Consider the following 16,681-nt stretch of genomic DNA (forward strand, 5'->3'; position numbering starts at 1 on the left):
GGCTCCACTTCTACAATCACCACCGCGCCCACTCCGCCATCGGAGACCAGCCACCGATCACCCGGCTGACCAACCTCCCTGGACATCACAACTAGCCGGACCTAGACGGTCTCGACGAAGCCGAGGCGGTCGTAGAGCCGGCGGGCGCGGCGGTTGCGGCGGGTCACGGCCAGCGTGAGGGTGTCGTGGCCCTGCGAGGCCAGGGCGTGCATGACGGCCTGGACGAGGCCCTGGCCCAGGCCGCGGCCCGCGTGGGCCGGGGCGGTGAACAGGAACGCGAGGAGGGGGACGTCCCTGTAGAGGGTGACGAGGGCCCCTCCCACCGGGCGGCCCTCGTACTCGGCCACGAAGGACGCCTCGGGAAGGAACGTGCCGTACTCGCCGGCCATGGTGAGGTGGATCTCGCGGACGGCGCCCTGGACGTCCCCCACGTCGGCCTCGTCGGGGGTGCCGCGGTAGGCGTCCCACATCAGGGCGGCCAGCGCCGGGACGTCAGCGGCGGTGAACGCCCGGAAGCCGGGCGGCGGCGGAGGCGGCGCACCCAAAGTCACCTGGAGGCGGCTCCGCACAGGGGCGTTCATGATGTCGAGTCTAGGCGCCGCCCCCCGCCGCGGACCGGCGGGGGCGTTCCCGGGTCAGCGCTTGTAGCGGCGGTTGTGGATCATGTTGATCATGCCGAGGACGCGCGCCATCTCCTTCTCGGTGCGGGCGAACGTGGTGAGGTTCATGGTCGCGAACCGCTGGCGGGTGATGGCCTTCGGGCGGGCGAACTCGCGCAGGCCGTCCGCGCCGTGGATGCGGCCGAAGCCGGACTCGCCGACGCCGCCGAACGGCAGGGCCGCGACCTGGGCGAAGGCGGCGAAGGCGTTGATGGACGTCATGCCCGACCGCATCCGGCGGGCGGCGTCCATCGCGCGGGACTTGTCGCCGGAGAAGATCGTCCCGGCGAGGCCGTAGCTGGTCCTGTTCGCCTTCTCGACCGCCTCGTCCATGTCCTTCACGCGGTGGACGGTGATCGTGGGACCGAACGTCTCCTCGCACACGGCCGACGAGTCGTCCGGGACGTTCGTCAGCACCACCGGCTCGACGTAGGGCTTGCGGACGGATTCGGCGCCGCCGACGACCGCCTTGCCGCCCTTGTCCAGCGCGTCCTTGATGTGCCGCTCGATGACGTCGAGCTGCGAGGGCATCGTGATGGGGCCGTAGGCGGCCTCGCGGTCGAAGCCGGGACGCAGGTCGCGGGCCTTCTCGGTCAGCCTGCCGAGGAACCTGTCGTACGCCTCGTCCACCACGTAGATGCGCTCGACCCCGATGCAGGTCTGGCCCGCGTTCGACATGGCGCCCCACAGCGCGGCGTCGGCGGCGGCGTCGAGGTCGGCGCCGGCGTCGACGATGCAGGCGTCCTTGCCGCCGCACTCGGCGACGATCGGGGTCAGGTTCTCGGCGCAGGCGGCCATGACCCGCTTGGCGGTGCGGGCCGAGCCGGTGAAGGCGATCTTGTCGACGTGCGGGGACGAGGCGAGCGCCGCCCCCGTCTCGCCGAGCCCGGTGACCGTCTGGAGCACGGGGTGCTCGGGGATCACCGCGGCGAACAGCTCGGCGAGGAACACGCCGACGCCCGGGGTGTACTCGGACGGCTTGAACACCACGGCGTTGCCGGCGGCGAGGGCGTAGGCGATCGAGCCCATCGGGGTGAAGATCGGGTAGTTCCACGGCCCGATGACCCCGACGACGCCGAGCGACTGGTACTCCAGGACGCAGCGCTGGTTGATCGCCATGAGCCCGGGGTAGACGTTGCGCGGCCCGAGGATCTTCTGCGCGTTGCGCGCCGCCCAGTCCAGATGGGTGATCGCCATGATCGTCTCAAGCTGGGCGTCCTGCACCGGCTTGCCGGTCTCCTGGTGGATGAGCTCGGCCATCCGGTTCAGGTTGCGGGCGAGCGAGCCCTTGACGTTCAGCAGCCGGAGCCGGCGCTCCTTCCAGCCGAGGGCGCGCCACCAGCCGGCCGCCTCGCGGGCGCGCTCGACCGCCGCGGCCACGGCGGCGCCGTCCTGGACGGGGTGCTCGGCGACGACCTCGCCGGTGGCCGGGTTCAGCGACGCGAACGTCTCGGTGTTCTCCGTGGCCACGGACATGGGGAACCTCCCGGGAGGGGCCTGGTAAGTGACTGCTTGCGCGGCAGTACCGGCTAGTAAACCACCCTAGGCGCCGGACCGGGCGTCCGGGATCCAGCTTCCGTGGAATCCGGCCGGGACCCGGCGCGGCAGCCGGACGCTCGCGGCGGGCGACAGGTCCGCCGCGTCCAGCACCAGCAGCTCGGACGCCGAGCCGCGGGTGACGATCGACAGCAGCCAGCCCTCGTCCTCCGCGCGGGCGCCCTCCGCCGGGACGAAGACCGCCTCGCCGGCGTGGGCGTCCTCGCCGAACGCGTGCGCGGACGTCCCCCGCCCCCGCAGGTCGTACTTCACGATCGACTCCTCGCCCACCGTGTAGAGGTAGCGGTGCTCCCTGCCGGTGCGGGCGTCGTCGTGCGTGGGGAACTCGACGCCGCGGTCGTCGAGCGGCTCCTCGGTCGCGCGGCCGGTCGCGGGGTCGAGGACCCAGCGGTGCAGGTGCGCGTTCTTCGAGCGCGCCGCCCCGGTGGCGGGGTCGACGGTCCCGCCGATGTCCTCCCAGAGGGTCACGAAGTTCTCGGGACGGTAGCGCGCCCCGTCCACCACGATCCGTCCGGCGGCGTCCTCGTGGGCGTTGCCGACGTGGAAGACGTAGCAAGGGTCGATCTCGTACCAGGTGACCTCGCCCGCGCCGTCGCGGCGCATCACCCCGAGTCGGGCGCCGTACGCGTCGTCCCAGACGTAGGGCATGCCGGTCGATCCGGTCAGCGCCAGGTCGACGTCGAACACCACCGGCAGGTCCAGCCAGACCACGTGGTTCTCGGTGATCGCGAAATCGTGCATCATCGTCGGGCCCGCCACCGCGACCTCGCGGCTCTCGGCCAGCGTCCCGTCCGCCGCGAGCCGGTGGTAGGTGAGGAAGGGCTCGAACGCCCCGTACCCGAAGAACAGCAGGTCGCCGGTGACCGGGTCCTCCTTCGGGTGCGCGGTCATGGCGCTGGTGAGGCGCCCGCCGAAGTCGCAGGCGCCGACCGTCTCCAGCTCGGGCGTCACCTCGTAGGGGAACCCGGCCTCCACCAGCGCCCAGATCCGGCCCGCGTGCGGGACGACGTGGGTGTTGGCCTGCACCGAGCGGCGGTCGAAGGTGAGGTCGTCGCGGACGAACGGCGTCTCGTTGAGGTAGGCGTCGGTCCGCACCCACCGGTTGCGGTACCACTCGGCGCGGCCGTCCCGCAGCCGGATGCCGTGGATCATTCCGTGGCCGGTGAACCAGTGCCCGCTCGGCTCGCCGGGCTTGGGGTTCGGTCCGTTGCGCAGGTAGCGGCCGGTCAGTTCGGGGGGCAGGACGCCGGTGACCTCGAGGTCGCGGGCGTCGGTCTCGTCGGGGACGGGGGCCAGGTGACCGTCCAGCCAGGTGGCGGGGCGCTCGGTGGTGTTCTCGCCCATCTCGGTGCTCCTTTCCGGGCCGCTCCTCGGCGGGAGGTCAGCGGGAGGACGGCTCGGGCTGCGACGTGGCGGGCGCCTCCGTCAACGGTAGCCCGAGCCGGGTGAGGTGGCGCCTGCGCGCGGCCTCCGGGTACCGCGCGGTGACGACGGCCGGGACCGTGAAGCCGGCGACCTTGACGGCGACCAGCAGCGCCGTCGCGTCCGGTGTCCAGTGCTGGACGCAGCCGAGGGCGGCCGCCAGCACCGTGAAGCTCGCCGCCCACACGGTGGTGAGCACGCGGTTGATGCTCCGGAAGACGTCCGTCGCGGCGATCTCCGCGGTGACCTGGCGGCGCGCGATGCCCGCGGTGAAGGGGCGGCCGAGCAGCAGCGTCGCCCAGGCGGTGAGCGCCAGCCATCCGATCGCGAGCGAGGCGCCGTAGTCCAGCACCGGGGAGCCGGGGGCGGCGAACGCGAGCGCGGTGAGCGCGGCCATGAACACCGAGGTGGAGATCTCCAGGATCAGCGAGTCGGCGCGGTGGCCCCGGCGCAGGTCCTGGCCGAGCAGGGCCAGCGCGGCGGCGAGCCCGGCGGCGGCGCCGGCCCGGTCGTCGAGGCCGCTGACGACGGCGAGCAGGATCCACGGGAGGAAGGTTCGGGCGTAGTACTTCGGCATGGCCGGAGGCTCCTGGCTTCACATTCCAACTTTGACATGTCGAAGATAGACATTCCAATTTCGACATGTCAACTGTGAAGGGTTAGGGTGCGGGCATGAGTTTGCGACATGCGGTCCTCGGGCTCATCGCCGAGATGGACGGCGCCAGCGGCTACGACCTGCTGAAGATGTTCGAGATCTCGCTGGGGAACGTCTGGCCGGCCCGGCAGAGCCAGCTCTACGGCGAGCTGGGCAAGCTCGCCGACGCGGGGCTGATCGAGGTCGCCGAGGAGGGGCCGCGCGGCCGCAAGGCGTACCGGATCACCGAGTCCGGTCGCGCGGAGCTGCGCCACTGGCTGGTGGACGTCCCCTCGAAGGGGAGCCGCAAGGACGAGTCGCTGCTGCGGGTCTTCTTCCTCGGGCTGGTCGAGCCGGAGGAGGCCCAGCACTACATGCGCGCGCACGTGGCGGGGCTCGGGAGCTACCTCGACGAGCTGGCCGCCCTGGAGAAGAACGTCGACTGGGGCGAGGACGACCTGTCGGTCTACGGGCGGCTGGTCATCGAGTACGGCAAGCGGTTCGCCGCGATGCGCCGCGACTGGTTCGACTGGGCCGCGCGCGAGATCGAGACCCTCGGCGAGCGCGGCTCCGAGCGCGGCTCCGAGCGCGTGCGGGGCCGCGAGCACTGAGGCTCGCGGCCCCGCGGGAGCCGGTCAGCGGAAGTCGTCGGCGTGGTCGGCGGCCCACTCCTTGAACGTCCGGCCCGGGCGGCCGGTGATCCGCTCCACCTCCCCGGTCGGCTCCATCGGATGGTCGACGGCGCGGCCGCGCAGGCGGAGCAGGACGTCCACCAGGCCCTCGCGCATGTAGGGGCGGCCGAGCATCTCCTCCCGCGCCCGCTCGGGAGCGACCTCCTCGAACCGCGCCGGGCGGCCGGACGCCTCCCCGATGAGTCCGACCATCTCCGGATGGGTGAGCAACTCGGGGCCGGACAGCACCGGCCTGGCGCCGACCAGGGCATCGGTGAGCAGGGCCTTCGCCGCCACGGCCGCGATGTCGCGCTCGTGGATCGGCGTGCTGCGCGCGGCCGCGTACGGCTCGCGGACGGGCTCGCCGGCGCGGATCGCCTCGCGCCATCCCAGCGCGTTGGAGGCGAACTCGCCGGGACGGGTGAACGTCCACTCCACCCCGGTCGCCTCGATCGCCCGTTCGATGTCGAGGTGGTGCGCCGCCAGCGTGTTGGACGGGTCGTCGTCCAGCGCGGCGGCGGACGACAGCATGACCACGCGCCGGACGCCGTGGTCGACGGCGCGGGTGAGCAGGTCGCCTAGGCCGTTCCAGAACACGGCCGGGTTGAGGAAGAGCGACGTGACGCCGTCCAGCGGCATCTCGTCGGTGCGGGCGACCTGCGCCTCGCTGGGCAGGTTCGCGGTGGCGGGGTCCCGGGTCAGCGCGCGGACGGCGGCGCCCGCGGTGAGCAGTTCGCCGACGAGATGGCGCCCGACGTTGCCGGTCGCTCCGGTTACGAGGATCATGCGGCCCAGCTTCAACCAGGTGGATGAAGTTGTCAAACAGCAAGATGGTTGAACTCCTCAGGAGCGCGGCTACCATGGGCGACGTGACGGAACCGACGAAACGGCCGGCGACGAAGCAGGCGCGGCGCGCCCCCGCCCCGGACGAGCGCACGCTCGACGCCGAGCGGTCGCGGCGCCTGCTGCTGGACGCCGCGCTGGAGGAGTTCTCGGCCAAGGGCTACGCGGGCGCCCGCGTCCAGGACATCGCCGACCGCGCCGGGGTCAACAAGCAGCTGATCAACTACTACTTCGGCGGCAAGGAGGGGCTGTACTGCGACCTCCACCGCCGCTGGCTCGAGCGGGAGGCCGAGTTCAACGACCCGGACGCCCCCTTCGACGAGATCGTGGTCCGGTACCTGGAGCACGCCCTGGCCGACCCGCGCGGCACCAGGCTGAACGCCTGGCGCGGCCTCACCGAGGACCTGGACGACATCCCGCCCGGCCCCCGGGAGGACCTGTCCGACATCGAGCGCCGCCAGGCCGCCGGGGAACTGCCCGCCGACCTCGACCCGGCCGCGATCATGTTCGCCGTGATGGCGCTGGTGTCGGCGCCGGTCACCAAGCCGCTCGCCGTCCGCCACGTCTTCGGGATGGACCCGCGGTCACCCGAGTTCCAGGAGCACTACACCGAGCAGCTCCGCAGCATCGTCCGAAGGCTGACGACTAGTTCTTCCACCACTGGAACAGGTAGTGGCCCAGTTCGATCGGGAAGTGGTCGACCGACCCGTTGACCCGGAACGGGAACTCGCCGAGGCCGATCGCGTCGGTGAGGTAGTAGATGACGTTGAAGAACCCCTGGTTGATCGGGCCCAGCCACAGCAGCGCGATCAGGATGAGGAACGCGTAGCCGCCGTAGGCGTTCGCCTGGTCCGCCAGGCGGCGCGGCAGGTACGGCTCGACGATCCCGAAGCCGTCCAGGCCGGGGATCGGCAGCAGGTTCAGGATCGTGGCGGTGACCTGGAGGAACGCCAGGAACGCCAGCCCCGACCAGAACAGCGCGTGGTCGGCGTCGGCGAAGTTCTTGAAGATCACCGCGAGCATGACGGCGAACAGCGCGTTCGACAGCGGGCCCGCCGCCGAGATCAGGCTGTGCCGCAGCCGGCCCTGGATCACGTGCCGGTCGATCCACACCGCCCCGCCCGGCAGGCCGATGCCGCCGAGCACGATGAACACCACGGGGATGAGGAAGCTCAGCGTGACGTCGGAGTACTTCAGCGGGTTCAGCGTGAGGTAGCCCTTGGCGGCGACGCTGCGGTCGCCCGACCGGAAGGCCATGTACGCGTGCCCGAACTCGTGCAGGGACAGCGACAGGACCCACGCCGCGATCACGAACCCGAACAGCGCGATCCGGCCCGGCTTGTCGAGGATCGTCCCGTACCGCCAGGCGATCAGGCCGCACAGGACGGTCGCCGCCACGACCGCCAGGAACACCGGACTCGGCCGGACGGCCGCGCCTCCCCGCGCCTCGCGCGCAGTGCCATTCATCGTTCCCGGCCCTTCCCGCCGCGCGGACCGCGCGGCGTCCCGTCCCAGGTCCTCATGCGGAGGCCGTCCGCCCGGACGTCGGCGCCGCGATGACCGGCACGACGTAGGTGCGCAGGAAGCGGCGCAGCCCGTCGTCGTCCCGGTCCCGGTCCATGACGATCAGCGAGGTGATGATGCGGAAGAGGAACTCGACCGTCCCCTCCACCTCGATGTCGGCGCGCAGCGTCCGCTGCCGCTGCGCCTGCTCGAAATGGGGCCGCACGTACTCGCAGCACAGCGCGAGCACGTGCTCGGCCGCCCCCGCCACCGCCGCCTGCATGTGCCCCGCCGCCTCCGGGACGAGGAAGTGCGCGATCGCCGGCTCCTCGCGGACGAAGGTCACCGCGTCCAGCGTCCCCTCGACGATCGCCTCCGAGACCGACCGCTCCCGGCGCAGCCGCTCGGCGAGCCGGTCCAGGAACCGCCGCAGGTCGCGCACCACCACGGCGAGGATCAGCTCGTCCCGCCCGCCGGTGACGCTGCGGTACACGGTCGCCCGCGACAGCTTCGCGGCGGCGGCGATGTCCTCCACCGTGGTCTTGGCCACGCCGAAACGGCCGAAGCACGCTTCGGCCGCGTCGATGATGCGCTCGCGCGTGGCGTCGCCGGTGACCGGGGGCATGACCCGAACATTACCGGCCGCGGGTCGGCGCTCAGTCCAGCGTGTACTCCAGCGCCCAGGTGTGCCCGCCGTCCTCGGTGACGGAGATCTGCCCGACGCCGCGGATCCCGGCGAGCTCCCCCGTCCCCGAGGTGGGGACGATCAGCCACCGCAGCCACTGGGTGTCGGCCGTCCCGTCCTCGCTGCCCGCACTGTGCTGCAGGACGAACGTCCCCTCGCGGCCGTGCAGGATCCCCTGGACGTGCTCGATCCCCACATAGGCGACCGGCCCCGCCGGCGTCTCCACCGTGATCAGCTCGGTGGAGCTCGTCCCCACGAGGTCGCCGTGGAAGGTCTTGCCCACGTGGACCCGGGTCATCCGGTTGCCGCCCTGCTCGTCGTAGGGCTTGTCGGCGTCCCACGCCTCGATGTCGAAGCTGCCGCTGGCTTGAAACGTCATGCCCGCCATGATGCCCGCCCCGTCCGACACCGGGGGAGCCCGACGCCCACCTCACCGGCCGACTTCCTCAAGCACCCGAACAGCCTCCGCCACCCCATCAGGATCAACAGTGGCGAGAACCCCGACAAGCCCCTCCCGAGACGACGCCGAGATATGGACGTCCCCCTCGGCCCGCCAGACACCACCCCGCTCCAGCCGGATCGACCACCTCGGAAAGAGCCGCTGCAGGAAGAGAAGCAGAAGCGCGTCACTCATACCTCGACGGCCTCGACCTCGGCCCACACGACCTTCCCGCCCTCGTTGAGCGGACGAGCACCCCACCGCCGCACCAGCGCCTCAACGAGCTGAAGCCCCCGCCCCGACTCGGCCGCGAAGTCGACGGGACGAACGACAGGCAGCACATCCGACCGATCCCAGGCCTCGACCACGACACCGCCGCCCTCCCACCGGTAAGCCCGGACGACGACGTGATCGCCTTCCCGCGACCCGTGCCTGATGGCATTGGTGACCAGCTCACTGACCACCGTCCGGGCTGCGAAGTCCTCCAGCCCCCACCCCCCGAAGGCGAGCGCGACGAATTCCCGCGCCTCCCGCACCGCCCCCAACTCCGCCTTGATCACGAGCGTCTGCGGCTCGACTGCCATGGTCACCTCACAGAAAGTCAAGTTCCGGTGACACAGTGCGCTCGCGCACGTAGCGTTGTCGCGTGACCATGTGAAGCCTGAAAATCTGGCGATCTCGAAAGGTCAGACCAGGTGACGAACCAACCCCCCGACCCGAAGTCGAGCATGTGGGCGTGGATCGCCTACCAGCTCAGGTTCCAGCGAATCGAGCGCGGCCTCAGCGGCGACGCTGTCGCCAAGCTCCTCAACTGCTCGCGGGCCACGATTACCAGACTGGAGAGCGGAGAGGCCCGCCTGAAGGACAAGCAGGCCGCGAAGCTTGACAAGGAATGGCGAACCGGCGGCTTCTTCGCGACCGCCCTCTGGTTCGCCCAGTTAGCCCCCGACCCGCAGTGGCTCCAGAGCTACACCGCCTTCGAGTCCCGCGCCTCGATCATGCACATGTTCAACGGTCAACTCGTCCCAGCTCCGCTCCAGACTCCGGACTACACCCGAGCTCTTCTTCAGTCTGGACGGAACACCGAAGCGGAGGTGGAGCGTGCTCTCACAGAGCGCCTTGCGCGACAGGAAATCCTCGCTCGATCTGATCCGCCGGAGTTGTGGGTGCTGCTAACCGAAAACATTCTGACGTGGCCTGTGGGGGGAGCAGAGACCATGCGAGCTCAGCTTGCCCACCTTCTGGAAGTTGCGGAGCAGCCTAATTGCATCATGCGCATCGTCCCCGGGAAGTCGGGAGCCTCAGAGGCTCTGGAAGGCTCGTTCAAAGTGATCAGCGTTCGCGAAGGAGAGGTCGGCTACATCGAAGCAGCGACCGGGGGTCGCCTCGTCATGGATGCGGACGGGGCTCGTGCGCTGCGCACTCGCTTTGAACGTATCGGAGCAAAGGCCATGCCCGTAGACTCCACAGTGGGCATGATCCAGCGAGCGATGGAGCTGTTGACATGAGCACCCCCGTTTGGCGCAAATCGAGCCGATCTGTTGAGGGAACGTCTGCTCAGTGCGTGGAGATCGCCGCTCTTCCAGGCGCGGTCGGTGTTCGTGACAGCAAGGCGCCTGAGGCGGGGCATCTCATGCTTGATCGGCGTGACTTCCGGGCACTGCTGGCCGAACTGAAGCGATAGCCCTTGCGCATCGGCGGCGCTGCGCCTGACGAGCGAGCTGGTGGGCGGCGGGACCAGCCGGTCCGCAGGAGGCGGCCGGCGCATCACCCCGTCCCAGGGGAGAGTTCGAGCTGGAAGACGACGCGGTCGACCGTGGGGCCGTCGTAGTCGGGGATGGGGCCGGTGACCGTGAAGCCCATCGCGGTGTGGAAGGCGATGGAACCCTGGTTCTGCGGAGAGGTGATCGCCTTCACCCGGGTGCGGTGCTCGGCCGCGGCCAGGTCGAAGAACCGGTGGTAGAGGCGGCGGGCCAGGCCGTTGCCACGAAGACGGGGTGCGACGCCGACGAAGTGGATGTACGCGGTATCGGGCATCGACGGCGACAAGAATCCGATGAGGAAGCCCGCCGGGCCGGCGCCGTCTTCGGCGACCAGGCTCGTGCGGTGGAAGTGATCGAGGAACAGGCGCGGCAGGATCGACGCGACCGGCCGTCCCCACCAGTCGTCCACCACGCCGACGATGCGGTCGTAGTCATCCGGTTCGGCTGGTCGTATGCGCAGGCCCTGGTTCACGGCCATGAATCGTCCCGGCAACGCCGCTTGCTGTCCAGCATCCGTGAAGGACCATGTCGGAAGGGACCGGCCCCAGCGGGTGGCTGGGGCCGGTCGGTGTTCACCTGTCACACGTGCTCGGCTGTCAGGCCGGGAGCGTGGGCAGGTACAGGGGCCGCTTGCGGGCCTGGGTCGCCTGCTCGAAGGAGTAGGCGAGTCCCAGGAGCTCCTCGTCGCGGTTCCTGCGGCCTGTGAACGAGACCCCCAGCGGCAGCTGGGAGTCGGCGTAGCCGGCGGGGACCGCGATGCTCGGGTATCCGCCGACCGCCGCCGGAGAGCAGGAGTGCAACCAGGCGAAGTCGCGCTCGGAGACCTCCGGTGCCCGGCCGTTGGTCGGGCTCATGATCGCGTCCAGGCGGTGACGCCCGAAGACGCGGCCGATGCTCCCGTGTATCTCCTCGGTGATCTGAACGCGTTCTTCCAGGTAGTCGCTCGGTCGGCGGGCCATGTCCGAATCCTGGGCCTGCTCGAACTTGGCCAGCCCCAGGTCGGGCGTCCGCTCGTCCGGATGGCTCCGGAAGGCGATCAGGTCGCCGAGGTCGTGCGGGCCGTCGCCGCCGACCGTGCCGAGATAGTCGTTGATGCTCACCTTGAACTCGTAGGAGAGCACCTCGGACGTGTCCGGTACGGTCAGGTCCACCTCGACGGTGGTCGCACCCAGTTCGTGCAGCATCGCCGTGGCTTCGGCGAGAACACGATTTACATCTGAGTGCTTCGCGCCGCTGTTCCGTACACCCCTCCACACGCCGATCCTGGTCCCGGCCAGAAGGGCCGTTTCCAGACGGATCGCGCGGCGGGGCGTGGCGATCACCTGGAACACCGCGGCCGCGTCGGCCACGTTCCGGGCGATCGGCCCGGCCGTGTCCTGGTACGGCGAGATCGGCACGATGCCGTCCCCGCTGACCCGTCCCAGGGACGGCTTGAAACCCACGACGGCGTTCATCCCGGCGGGCGAGACGATCGAGCCGAAGGTCTCGGTGCCGATGGTCACCGGGGCCAGACCCGCCGCGGCCGCGACCGCGGAACCGCTGGACGACCCGTAGGGCGACCGGTCCAGGACATAGGGATTCCTGGTCTGGCCACCGACCGGGCTCCACCCGTTGGGTACGTCGTTGCTGCGGTAGGCGGCCCACTCCGTCAGGTTCGTCTTGCCCAGGATGATCGCGCCGTTTCGGCGCAGCCGGGCCACCAGCTCGGCGTCGCGGTGCGGCAGAACGTGGCGCAGAGCCTCGGAGCCCGCCGTGGTGGGCAGGCCGAGGGCGTCGATGTTGTCCTTCACCAGAACCGGAATGCCGGCGAGTGGTCCGAGCGGGAAGCCCGAGGCCCGAAGCCGATCGACCCTGCGGGCTTCCTCCGGCGCGTACGGATTCACGCTGATGACGGCGTGCAGCAGGGGGTTCAGACGCTCGATGCGGTTCAGACACCGGACGGTGAGTTCTTCTGCGGTCAGGCCATCGTGCGCCATTGCTCGAAGCAAGTCGCCGACGGTCATCCTTTCGAAAAAGGCCGTTTCCATTGGCCCTCCTCCTATCTTGTTTTCGTCCGCCCTAAGGCGGGGCCGCCCTTACACGGCCACCGAGAACAGTCCGGAGGAGGAGCATTACGTCAAGGCTGATGGGGCTGGTCACAGGGTTGCGGTCTGTGGATTCGGCTTAGGAGGAGCGCCCTCCACGGCGTTGAGAGTCAGGGCTTGAGGTCGACCACTCCCTTGCCGCTCGCGATGTCGAACGGCACGGAGGCCTGGTCGTGCGCGATGAGCCAGCCGTCGTCGGCCTTCCGGAAGCAGAAGGTGGCGCGGACCCACATGCCGTCCGTCGCGGGTCCGTTCGCCAGCTTGCCGCTGAGCCGGCCGAAGCAGTGCCCGAAGGCGACGTCCCCGCCCACGGTGAGGGTCAGGTCGCGGACCTCGTAGGACACCTCCTCGAAGAACGTGAACACGTTCGTCCAGTTCTTCAGCTTCGCGGCGACCCCCACGTGCTGGAGCGGGGGTTCGACGTCGAACGAGACGACGTCCGGCGCGTAGACCCGCTCCAGGGCCTTGAGGTCCTTGGCCTCGATCCCTTCGACGATCCTGTCGATCTGCTGCCGGATCTCGGCTTCGTCGATCTCGCGCTGCGTAGGCATGCTCGTCCACCCCTTGGGATCGGTGAGGAAACTCGGCTTCTCACTGATATGACGGAGCAGCCCCCGGAAATGTGAGACGCCGGGCGGCGCGAGTTGGGGGAGCGGGAAGACGAACCGGCCCCAGCGGGTGGCTGGGGCCGGTCGGTGTTCATTGCCGTAGGCGCCCGGTCGTCAGATCGGGAGCGTGGGCAGGTACAGGGGCCGCTTGCGCGCCAGGGTCGCCTGCTCGAAGGAGTAGGCGAGTCCCAGGAGCTCTTCGTCGCGGTTCCTGCGTCCGATGAACGAGACCCCCAGCGGCAGCCGGGCGTCCGCGTAGCCGGCGGGGACCGTGATGCTCGGATACCCTCCGACCGCCGCCGGCCCGCCGGAGAAGACCCAGGGACGGACGAGCTCGGAGTCCTTCGGAGCCCGGCCGTTGGACGGGGCCATGATCGCGTCCAGGCGGTGGCGCCTGAACAGGCGGTCGAGGCCCTCGCGTGTCTCCTCGGTGATCCGTCGGCGTTCCTCCAGGTACTCCCGCGGTGGACGGTCCGAATTCAGGGCTCGTTCGAACCTGGTCAGCCCGAGTTCGGACGTCCGCTCGGCGGGATGGCTCCCGAAGGCGATCAGCTCGTCGAGATCACGAGGATGTTCGCCGCCGACCGAGCCCAGGTAGGCGTTGACGCCCTTTTTGAACTCGTAGGGGAGCACCCCGGACGGGTCGTGTGCGGAGACGTTCACCTCGACGAGGCTCACGCCCAGTTCGTGCAGCTTCACCGCGGCTTCGGCGAGAACACGATCCACGTCCGGATGGGCGCCGGCCGATCTGTTCCCGCGCCACACGCCGATCCTGGTCCCCGGCGGAAGGCTCTTCTCCAGGCGGCAGGCGAAGCGGGGGGTCGCTATCACCTCGAAGATCGCGGCGGCGTCGGCCACGTTCCGGGTGATCGGCCCGGCCGTGTCCTGTCGCGGCGAGATCGGCACGATGCCGGCCCCGCTGACCCGCCCGTGGGACGGTCTGAAGCCCACCACGGCGCTCGTCGCGGCGGGCGCGATGATGGAACCGAAGGTGTCGGTTCCGAGGGTCACCGGAGCCAGGCTCGCCGCCGCCGCCACCGCGGAACCGCTGGAGGAACCGAAAGGTGTCCGGTCCAGGACGTGGGGATTCCTGGTCTGGCCGCCGACCGGGCTCCAGCCGTTGGGCGCGGCGCTCGTGCGATAGCCCGCCCATTCCGACAGGTTCGTCTTGCCCAGGATGACCGCGCCGCTTCCGCGCAGCCGGCTCACCAGCTCCGCGTCGCGATGCGGCAGGGCGTGACGCATGGCCTCCGAACCCGCCGTCGTGGGCAGCCCGAAGGTGTCGATGTTGTCCTTCACCAGGACCGGGATCCCGGCGAGCGGTCCGAGCGGAAAGCGCGAGGCCCGCAGGCGATCGACCTTGCGTGCCCGTGCCAGTGCGTGCGGATTCACGGTGATGACCGCGTGCAGTACGGGGTTCAGCCGTTCGATGCGCTTGAGGCATCGCCTGGTGAGCTCCTCCGCGGTCAGCAGACCGGTCGCCATTGCTCGAAGCAGGTCGCGAACGGTCATCTCCTCGAAAAAGGCCGTTTCCATCGGCCCTCCTCCTATCTGGATCGAGTTCGCCTCTCGGCGGGCCGCCCTAGGCGGCCACTGAGAACTGTCCAGAAGAGGAGCACTGCGTCAAGAGGATTCTCTTCAATTCTTGATCGTGCGGGTCGACGCGGTTTGCGAGTTCGGATATGGAACGGTCCGCATTCTGTGCCGTGCGGTCATGCCCACCATCCCTTGGAATCTCGGCTTCTCGCCCATATGGCGAAGCGGCCCTCGGAAATGTGATGACCTCACCGGAATCCATCCCGGAAACGGCGGAGGCTGCCGGGGCACTACAGGCGGCCGACCTCGTCCACGCTCCCCGCGAGGGTCCGAACATCGTCGCGGACCGTTGCGTCACATGATCAACAAGGCCGGGGCGGCGAGGAGCGTACGTGGGCGAGTGGAAGATCTCCGGGTTTCGTGAGGTGCGGGAACTCGGGGCGGGGGCGCAGGGACGCGTCGTTCTGGCGCGGCACGAGGAGACCGGGTTCCCGGTCGCGGTGAAATACGTCGTCGTCGGGCCGGACCCGGCCCCGCTGGAGTCGTTGCGGCGCGAGGCCGAGATGCTGGCCCGGGTGGAGAGCCCGCACGTGGCCCGGCTCTACCAGCTGGTGGAGGGCGAGCACGGCGCCGCCCTCGTGATGGAGGCGGTCGACGGGGTCTCGCTCAAGGTGGTCCTCGCCGAGCACGGCCGGCTGGATCCGCAGGCGGCGCTGACCGTCCTGAAGGGGTCGCTGCTCGGGCTGGCGGCGGCGCACGCGGTGGGCGTCGTCCACCGGGACTACAAGCCCGCCAACGTGGTGGTGCCCGAGGACGGGCGCAGCAAGCTCATCGACTTCGGCATCGCGTCGGCCGCCGGCTCGGCGTCGCGGTCGGGCACCCCGTCCTACATGGCGCCGGAGCAGTGGGAGGCGGGCGAGGCCGGCCCGTCCGCCGACGTGTACGCCGCGACCTGCGTCTTCTACGAATGCGTCATGGGCCGGCGGCCGTTCCGCGCGGACGGCGTCGTCGGGCTGCGCGCGCAGCACCTCGCCGCCCCAGTCCCGCTGGAGGACTTCCCCGTCCCGCTGCGCCCGCTGGTCGCGCGGGGACTGGCGAAGAACCCGGCGGAGCGGCACGCCGGGGCCATGGAGTTCGTCGCCGAGTTGGAGAGCGTCGCCCGCGCGGCCTACGGGGACGACTGGGAGGGCCGCGGCATCCGGACGCTGGCCGCGATGGCGGCGGGGCTGTCCATGCTGTTCCCGCTCGCCGCCGCGGGGATCTCGGCGCCGGCGGGCACGACCGCCGCCGGCGCCGCGGCGGGGACCGGGGGCGCGGGCGCCGCGAGCGCGGGAGGCGCCGGGAACACCGCGGCGGGCTTCCTCGCCAAGGCGAGCGTGGCCAAGGCGGCGCTGGTCGTCGCCGGGGTGACCGCGGCGGGGACCGTGGGCGCGGTCGCCTACGAGACGACGCGCCCGGAGGCCGCCAAGCAGCCCCAGATCACCCTCGCCTCCCTGAACCGGACCTACGCCGACCGGGTGCTCAAGGTCCAGGGCGGCCAGTACGCCCGGGTCGAGGGGATGAAGAAGGCATCGGTCCAGACCAAGGCCAACAAGGCCCTGCGCGTCCCTCTGGATCAGGCCATCATCTTCTACAAGGAATGGGGCAAGACCGCCGCCGCGCGCGCCGCATGCGGCGGCCGGATGAACCTGCTCGGCACGAGCGTCGTCAAGGGGCTGACCGGCCCGGACCTCGTGTCGGTGCGCTACGTGCCGAAGTTCCAGCGCAGTTGCGGCGAGGGCCCCGGCGACTACCCGGGGTTCGGCGTCACCGTCGACCTGCGCACCGGCCGCGCGCTGACGGCCGACGACATCTTCAAGCCCGCCTCGTTCGGCGAGGCCGGGATGACCCGGCTGTGGGACGGGATTCCGGAAGGACCCGGCAAGCGGCAGTTGTCCATCGGCTTCTCCGGCTCGGGCGGTTTCTTCAACCCCTTCCACCGCGAGGCGTTCTACCCGACCTCCCGGCGACCTGAGTCGCCCCCGCGGGCGCTGCCGTTCCTCGGTGAACGGCAGTTCGACCTCGTCTACAGCGGACAGGATTTCGGTGGGCCCATCGGGGGAGTGGATCTGAACCGCACGAGTGCCTACGTCTTCCCCATCCCCTACGGAAAAGTGAAGGACCTCTTCAAGCCCGAACTGGCGGCGCTGCTCCCCGATTCCTGACCTGTCACCCCCGCCTCGCCGTCACCGGACGCTCGGCGGTCGCATGGCCGGCCTTGAGCCGCAGGGAAGGGGG

The 16,681-nt window shown here is 70.3% G+C and carries 18 protein-coding genes; 5 read left to right on the forward strand and 13 right to left on the reverse strand.

Annotated features, from left to right (window positions below):
* Positions 1-101: 101 nt before the first annotated feature.
* From AB0C84_RS34045 to AB0C84_RS34060, 4 genes are all read right to left on the reverse strand, one after another.
* A complete protein-coding gene (locus AB0C84_RS34045; RefSeq protein WP_361074422.1) occupies positions 102-581 on the reverse strand; it encodes a GNAT family N-acetyltransferase in 480 nt (159 codons plus the stop codon).
* A gap of 54 nt (positions 582-635) precedes the next feature.
* Complete coding sequence (locus AB0C84_RS34050; RefSeq protein WP_361074424.1) at positions 636-2,135, reverse strand: aldehyde dehydrogenase family protein; 1,500 nt, start codon at positions 2,133-2,135, stop codon at positions 636-638.
* A gap of 66 nt (positions 2,136-2,201) precedes the next feature.
* Positions 2,202-3,560 (reverse strand): carotenoid oxygenase family protein, encoded by a 1,359-nt coding sequence (locus tag AB0C84_RS34055; protein WP_361074426.1) that lies wholly within the window; start codon positions 3,558-3,560, stop codon positions 2,202-2,204.
* A 37-nt stretch (positions 3,561-3,597) separates the two neighbouring features.
* Positions 3,598-4,215: a hypothetical protein gene (locus tag AB0C84_RS34060; protein WP_179846424.1), complete on the reverse strand. Its 618-nt coding sequence runs from the start codon at positions 4,213-4,215 to the stop codon at positions 3,598-3,600.
* A 95-nt stretch (positions 4,216-4,310) separates the two neighbouring features.
* Between AB0C84_RS34060 and AB0C84_RS34065 the strand changes: the two genes are divergently transcribed.
* Positions 4,311-4,883: a PadR family transcriptional regulator gene (locus tag AB0C84_RS34065; protein ID WP_361074428.1), complete on the forward strand. Its 573-nt coding sequence runs from the start codon at positions 4,311-4,313 to the stop codon at positions 4,881-4,883.
* A gap of 24 nt (positions 4,884-4,907) precedes the next feature.
* Here AB0C84_RS34065 and AB0C84_RS34070 read toward each other — a convergent pair whose 3' ends face one another.
* Positions 4,908-5,729, reverse strand: coding sequence for an NAD(P)H-binding protein (locus AB0C84_RS34070; protein WP_361074430.1), 822 nt, complete (start codon positions 5,727-5,729; stop codon positions 4,908-4,910).
* An 83-nt stretch (positions 5,730-5,812) separates the two neighbouring features.
* Between AB0C84_RS34070 and AB0C84_RS34075 the strand changes: the two genes are divergently transcribed.
* Positions 5,813-6,499 (forward strand): TetR family transcriptional regulator, encoded by a 687-nt coding sequence (locus AB0C84_RS34075; protein ID WP_361074432.1) that lies wholly within the window; start codon positions 5,813-5,815, stop codon positions 6,497-6,499.
* On the opposite strand, the gene AB0C84_RS34080 is transcribed toward AB0C84_RS34075, so the two are convergent.
* The 4 genes from AB0C84_RS34080 to AB0C84_RS34095 all read right to left on the reverse strand — a co-directional run bounded on the left by AB0C84_RS34080 (position 6,432) and on the right by AB0C84_RS34095 (position 8,997).
* Positions 6,432-7,253 carry a site-2 protease family protein gene (locus AB0C84_RS34080; protein WP_361074434.1) on the reverse strand — a complete coding sequence of 274 codons (822 nt, stop codon included), beginning with the start codon at positions 7,251-7,253 and terminating at the stop codon, positions 6,432-6,434. The genes AB0C84_RS34075 and AB0C84_RS34080 overlap by 68 nt on opposite strands.
* 52 nt (positions 7,254-7,305) lie before the next feature.
* A complete protein-coding gene (locus AB0C84_RS34085; RefSeq protein ID WP_361074436.1) occupies positions 7,306-7,914 on the reverse strand; it encodes a TetR/AcrR family transcriptional regulator in 609 nt (202 codons plus the stop codon).
* Positions 7,915-7,945: 31 nt separating this feature from the next.
* Complete coding sequence (locus AB0C84_RS34090; protein WP_258941732.1) at positions 7,946-8,353, reverse strand: DUF3224 domain-containing protein; 408 nt, start codon at positions 8,351-8,353, stop codon at positions 7,946-7,948.
* Positions 8,354-8,604: 251 nt separating this feature from the next.
* Entirely contained in the window at positions 8,605-8,997 is a 393-nt protein-coding gene (locus tag AB0C84_RS34095; protein ID WP_361074438.1) for an ATP-binding protein, read from the reverse strand.
* Between the two features lie 111 nt (positions 8,998-9,108).
* Here AB0C84_RS34095 and AB0C84_RS34100 point away from each other — a divergent pair, with 111 nt between their 5' ends.
* Entirely contained in the window at positions 9,109-9,921 is an 813-nt protein-coding gene (locus AB0C84_RS34100) for a helix-turn-helix transcriptional regulator (RefSeq protein WP_361074440.1), read from the forward strand.
* Entirely contained in the window at positions 9,918-10,097 is a 180-nt protein-coding gene (locus tag AB0C84_RS34105; RefSeq protein ID WP_361074442.1) for a DUF397 domain-containing protein, read from the forward strand. Before AB0C84_RS34100 ends, AB0C84_RS34105 begins: the two co-directional genes overlap by 4 nt.
* Positions 10,098-10,180: 83 nt before the next feature.
* Here AB0C84_RS34105 and AB0C84_RS34110 read toward each other — a convergent pair whose 3' ends face one another.
* The 4 genes from AB0C84_RS34110 to AB0C84_RS34125 all read right to left on the reverse strand — a co-directional run bounded on the left by AB0C84_RS34110 (position 10,181) and on the right by AB0C84_RS34125 (position 14,404).
* Positions 10,181-10,654 carry a GNAT family N-acetyltransferase gene (locus AB0C84_RS34110; protein ID WP_361074444.1) on the reverse strand — a complete coding sequence of 158 codons (474 nt, stop codon included), beginning with the start codon at positions 10,652-10,654 and terminating at the stop codon, positions 10,181-10,183.
* Between the two features lie 118 nt (positions 10,655-10,772).
* Positions 10,773-12,152 carry an amidase family protein gene (locus tag AB0C84_RS34115; RefSeq protein ID WP_361074445.1) on the reverse strand — a complete coding sequence of 460 codons (1,380 nt, stop codon included), beginning with the start codon at positions 12,150-12,152 and terminating at the stop codon, positions 10,773-10,775.
* A 218-nt stretch (positions 12,153-12,370) separates the two neighbouring features.
* On the reverse strand, positions 12,371-12,811 hold the full coding sequence (locus AB0C84_RS34120; protein WP_361074447.1) for a nuclear transport factor 2 family protein: 441 nt from the start codon (positions 12,809-12,811) through the stop codon (positions 12,371-12,373).
* A 171-nt stretch (positions 12,812-12,982) separates the two neighbouring features.
* Positions 12,983-14,404, reverse strand: a complete 1,422-nt coding sequence (locus tag AB0C84_RS34125) for an amidase family protein (protein ID WP_361074449.1) — start codon at positions 14,402-14,404, stop codon at positions 12,983-12,985.
* Positions 14,405-14,796: 392 nt separating this feature from the next.
* Between AB0C84_RS34125 and AB0C84_RS34130 the strand changes: the two genes are divergently transcribed.
* On the forward strand, positions 14,797-16,608 hold the full coding sequence (locus tag AB0C84_RS34130) for a serine/threonine-protein kinase (RefSeq protein WP_361074451.1): 1,812 nt from the start codon (positions 14,797-14,799) through the stop codon (positions 16,606-16,608).
* The last annotated feature ends 73 nt before the right edge of the window (positions 16,609-16,681 follow it).

Origin of the sequence: Actinomadura sp. NPDC048955 (genome assembly GCF_040649435.1) — a bacterium.
GTDB classification, from domain to species: domain Bacteria; phylum Actinomycetota; class Actinomycetes; order Streptosporangiales; family Streptosporangiaceae; genus Spirillospora; species Spirillospora luteofluorescens.

Bases quoted from the DNA above. Each gene is read 5' to 3' on its own strand.
- AB0C84_RS34045 (WP_361074422.1), bottom strand. From the start codon at position 581: ATGAACGCCCCTGTGCGGAGCCGCCTCCAGGTGACTTTGGGTGCGCCG.
- AB0C84_RS34050 (WP_361074424.1), bottom strand. From the start codon at position 2,135: ATGTCCGTGGCCACGGAGAACACCGAGACGTTCGCGTCGCTGAACCCG.
- AB0C84_RS34055 (WP_361074426.1), bottom strand. From the start codon at position 3,560: ATGGGCGAGAACACCACCGAGCGCCCCGCCACCTGGCTGGACGGTCAC.
- AB0C84_RS34060 (WP_179846424.1), bottom strand. From the start codon at position 4,215: ATGCCGAAGTACTACGCCCGAACCTTCCTCCCGTGGATCCTGCTCGCC.
- AB0C84_RS34065 (WP_361074428.1), top strand. From the start codon at position 4,311: ATGAGTTTGCGACATGCGGTCCTCGGGCTCATCGCCGAGATGGACGGC.
- AB0C84_RS34070 (WP_361074430.1), bottom strand. From the start codon at position 5,729: ATGATCCTCGTAACCGGAGCGACCGGCAACGTCGGGCGCCATCTCGTC.
- AB0C84_RS34080 (WP_361074434.1), bottom strand. From the start codon at position 7,253: ATGAATGGCACTGCGCGCGAGGCGCGGGGAGGCGCGGCCGTCCGGCCG.
- AB0C84_RS34085 (WP_361074436.1), bottom strand. From the start codon at position 7,914: ATGCCCCCGGTCACCGGCGACGCCACGCGCGAGCGCATCATCGACGCG.
- AB0C84_RS34090 (WP_258941732.1), bottom strand. From the start codon at position 8,353: ATGACGTTTCAAGCCAGCGGCAGCTTCGACATCGAGGCGTGGGACGCC.
- AB0C84_RS34095 (WP_361074438.1), bottom strand. From the start codon at position 8,997: ATGGCAGTCGAGCCGCAGACGCTCGTGATCAAGGCGGAGTTGGGGGCG.
- AB0C84_RS34105 (WP_361074442.1), top strand. From the start codon at position 9,918: ATGAGCACCCCCGTTTGGCGCAAATCGAGCCGATCTGTTGAGGGAACG.
- AB0C84_RS34110 (WP_361074444.1), bottom strand. From the start codon at position 10,654: ATGGCCGTGAACCAGGGCCTGCGCATACGACCAGCCGAACCGGATGAC.
- AB0C84_RS34115 (WP_361074445.1), bottom strand. From the start codon at position 12,152: ATGGCGCACGATGGCCTGACCGCAGAAGAACTCACCGTCCGGTGTCTG.
- AB0C84_RS34120 (WP_361074447.1), bottom strand. From the start codon at position 12,811: ATGCCTACGCAGCGCGAGATCGACGAAGCCGAGATCCGGCAGCAGATC.
- AB0C84_RS34125 (WP_361074449.1), bottom strand. From the start codon at position 14,404: ATGGAAACGGCCTTTTTCGAGGAGATGACCGTTCGCGACCTGCTTCGA.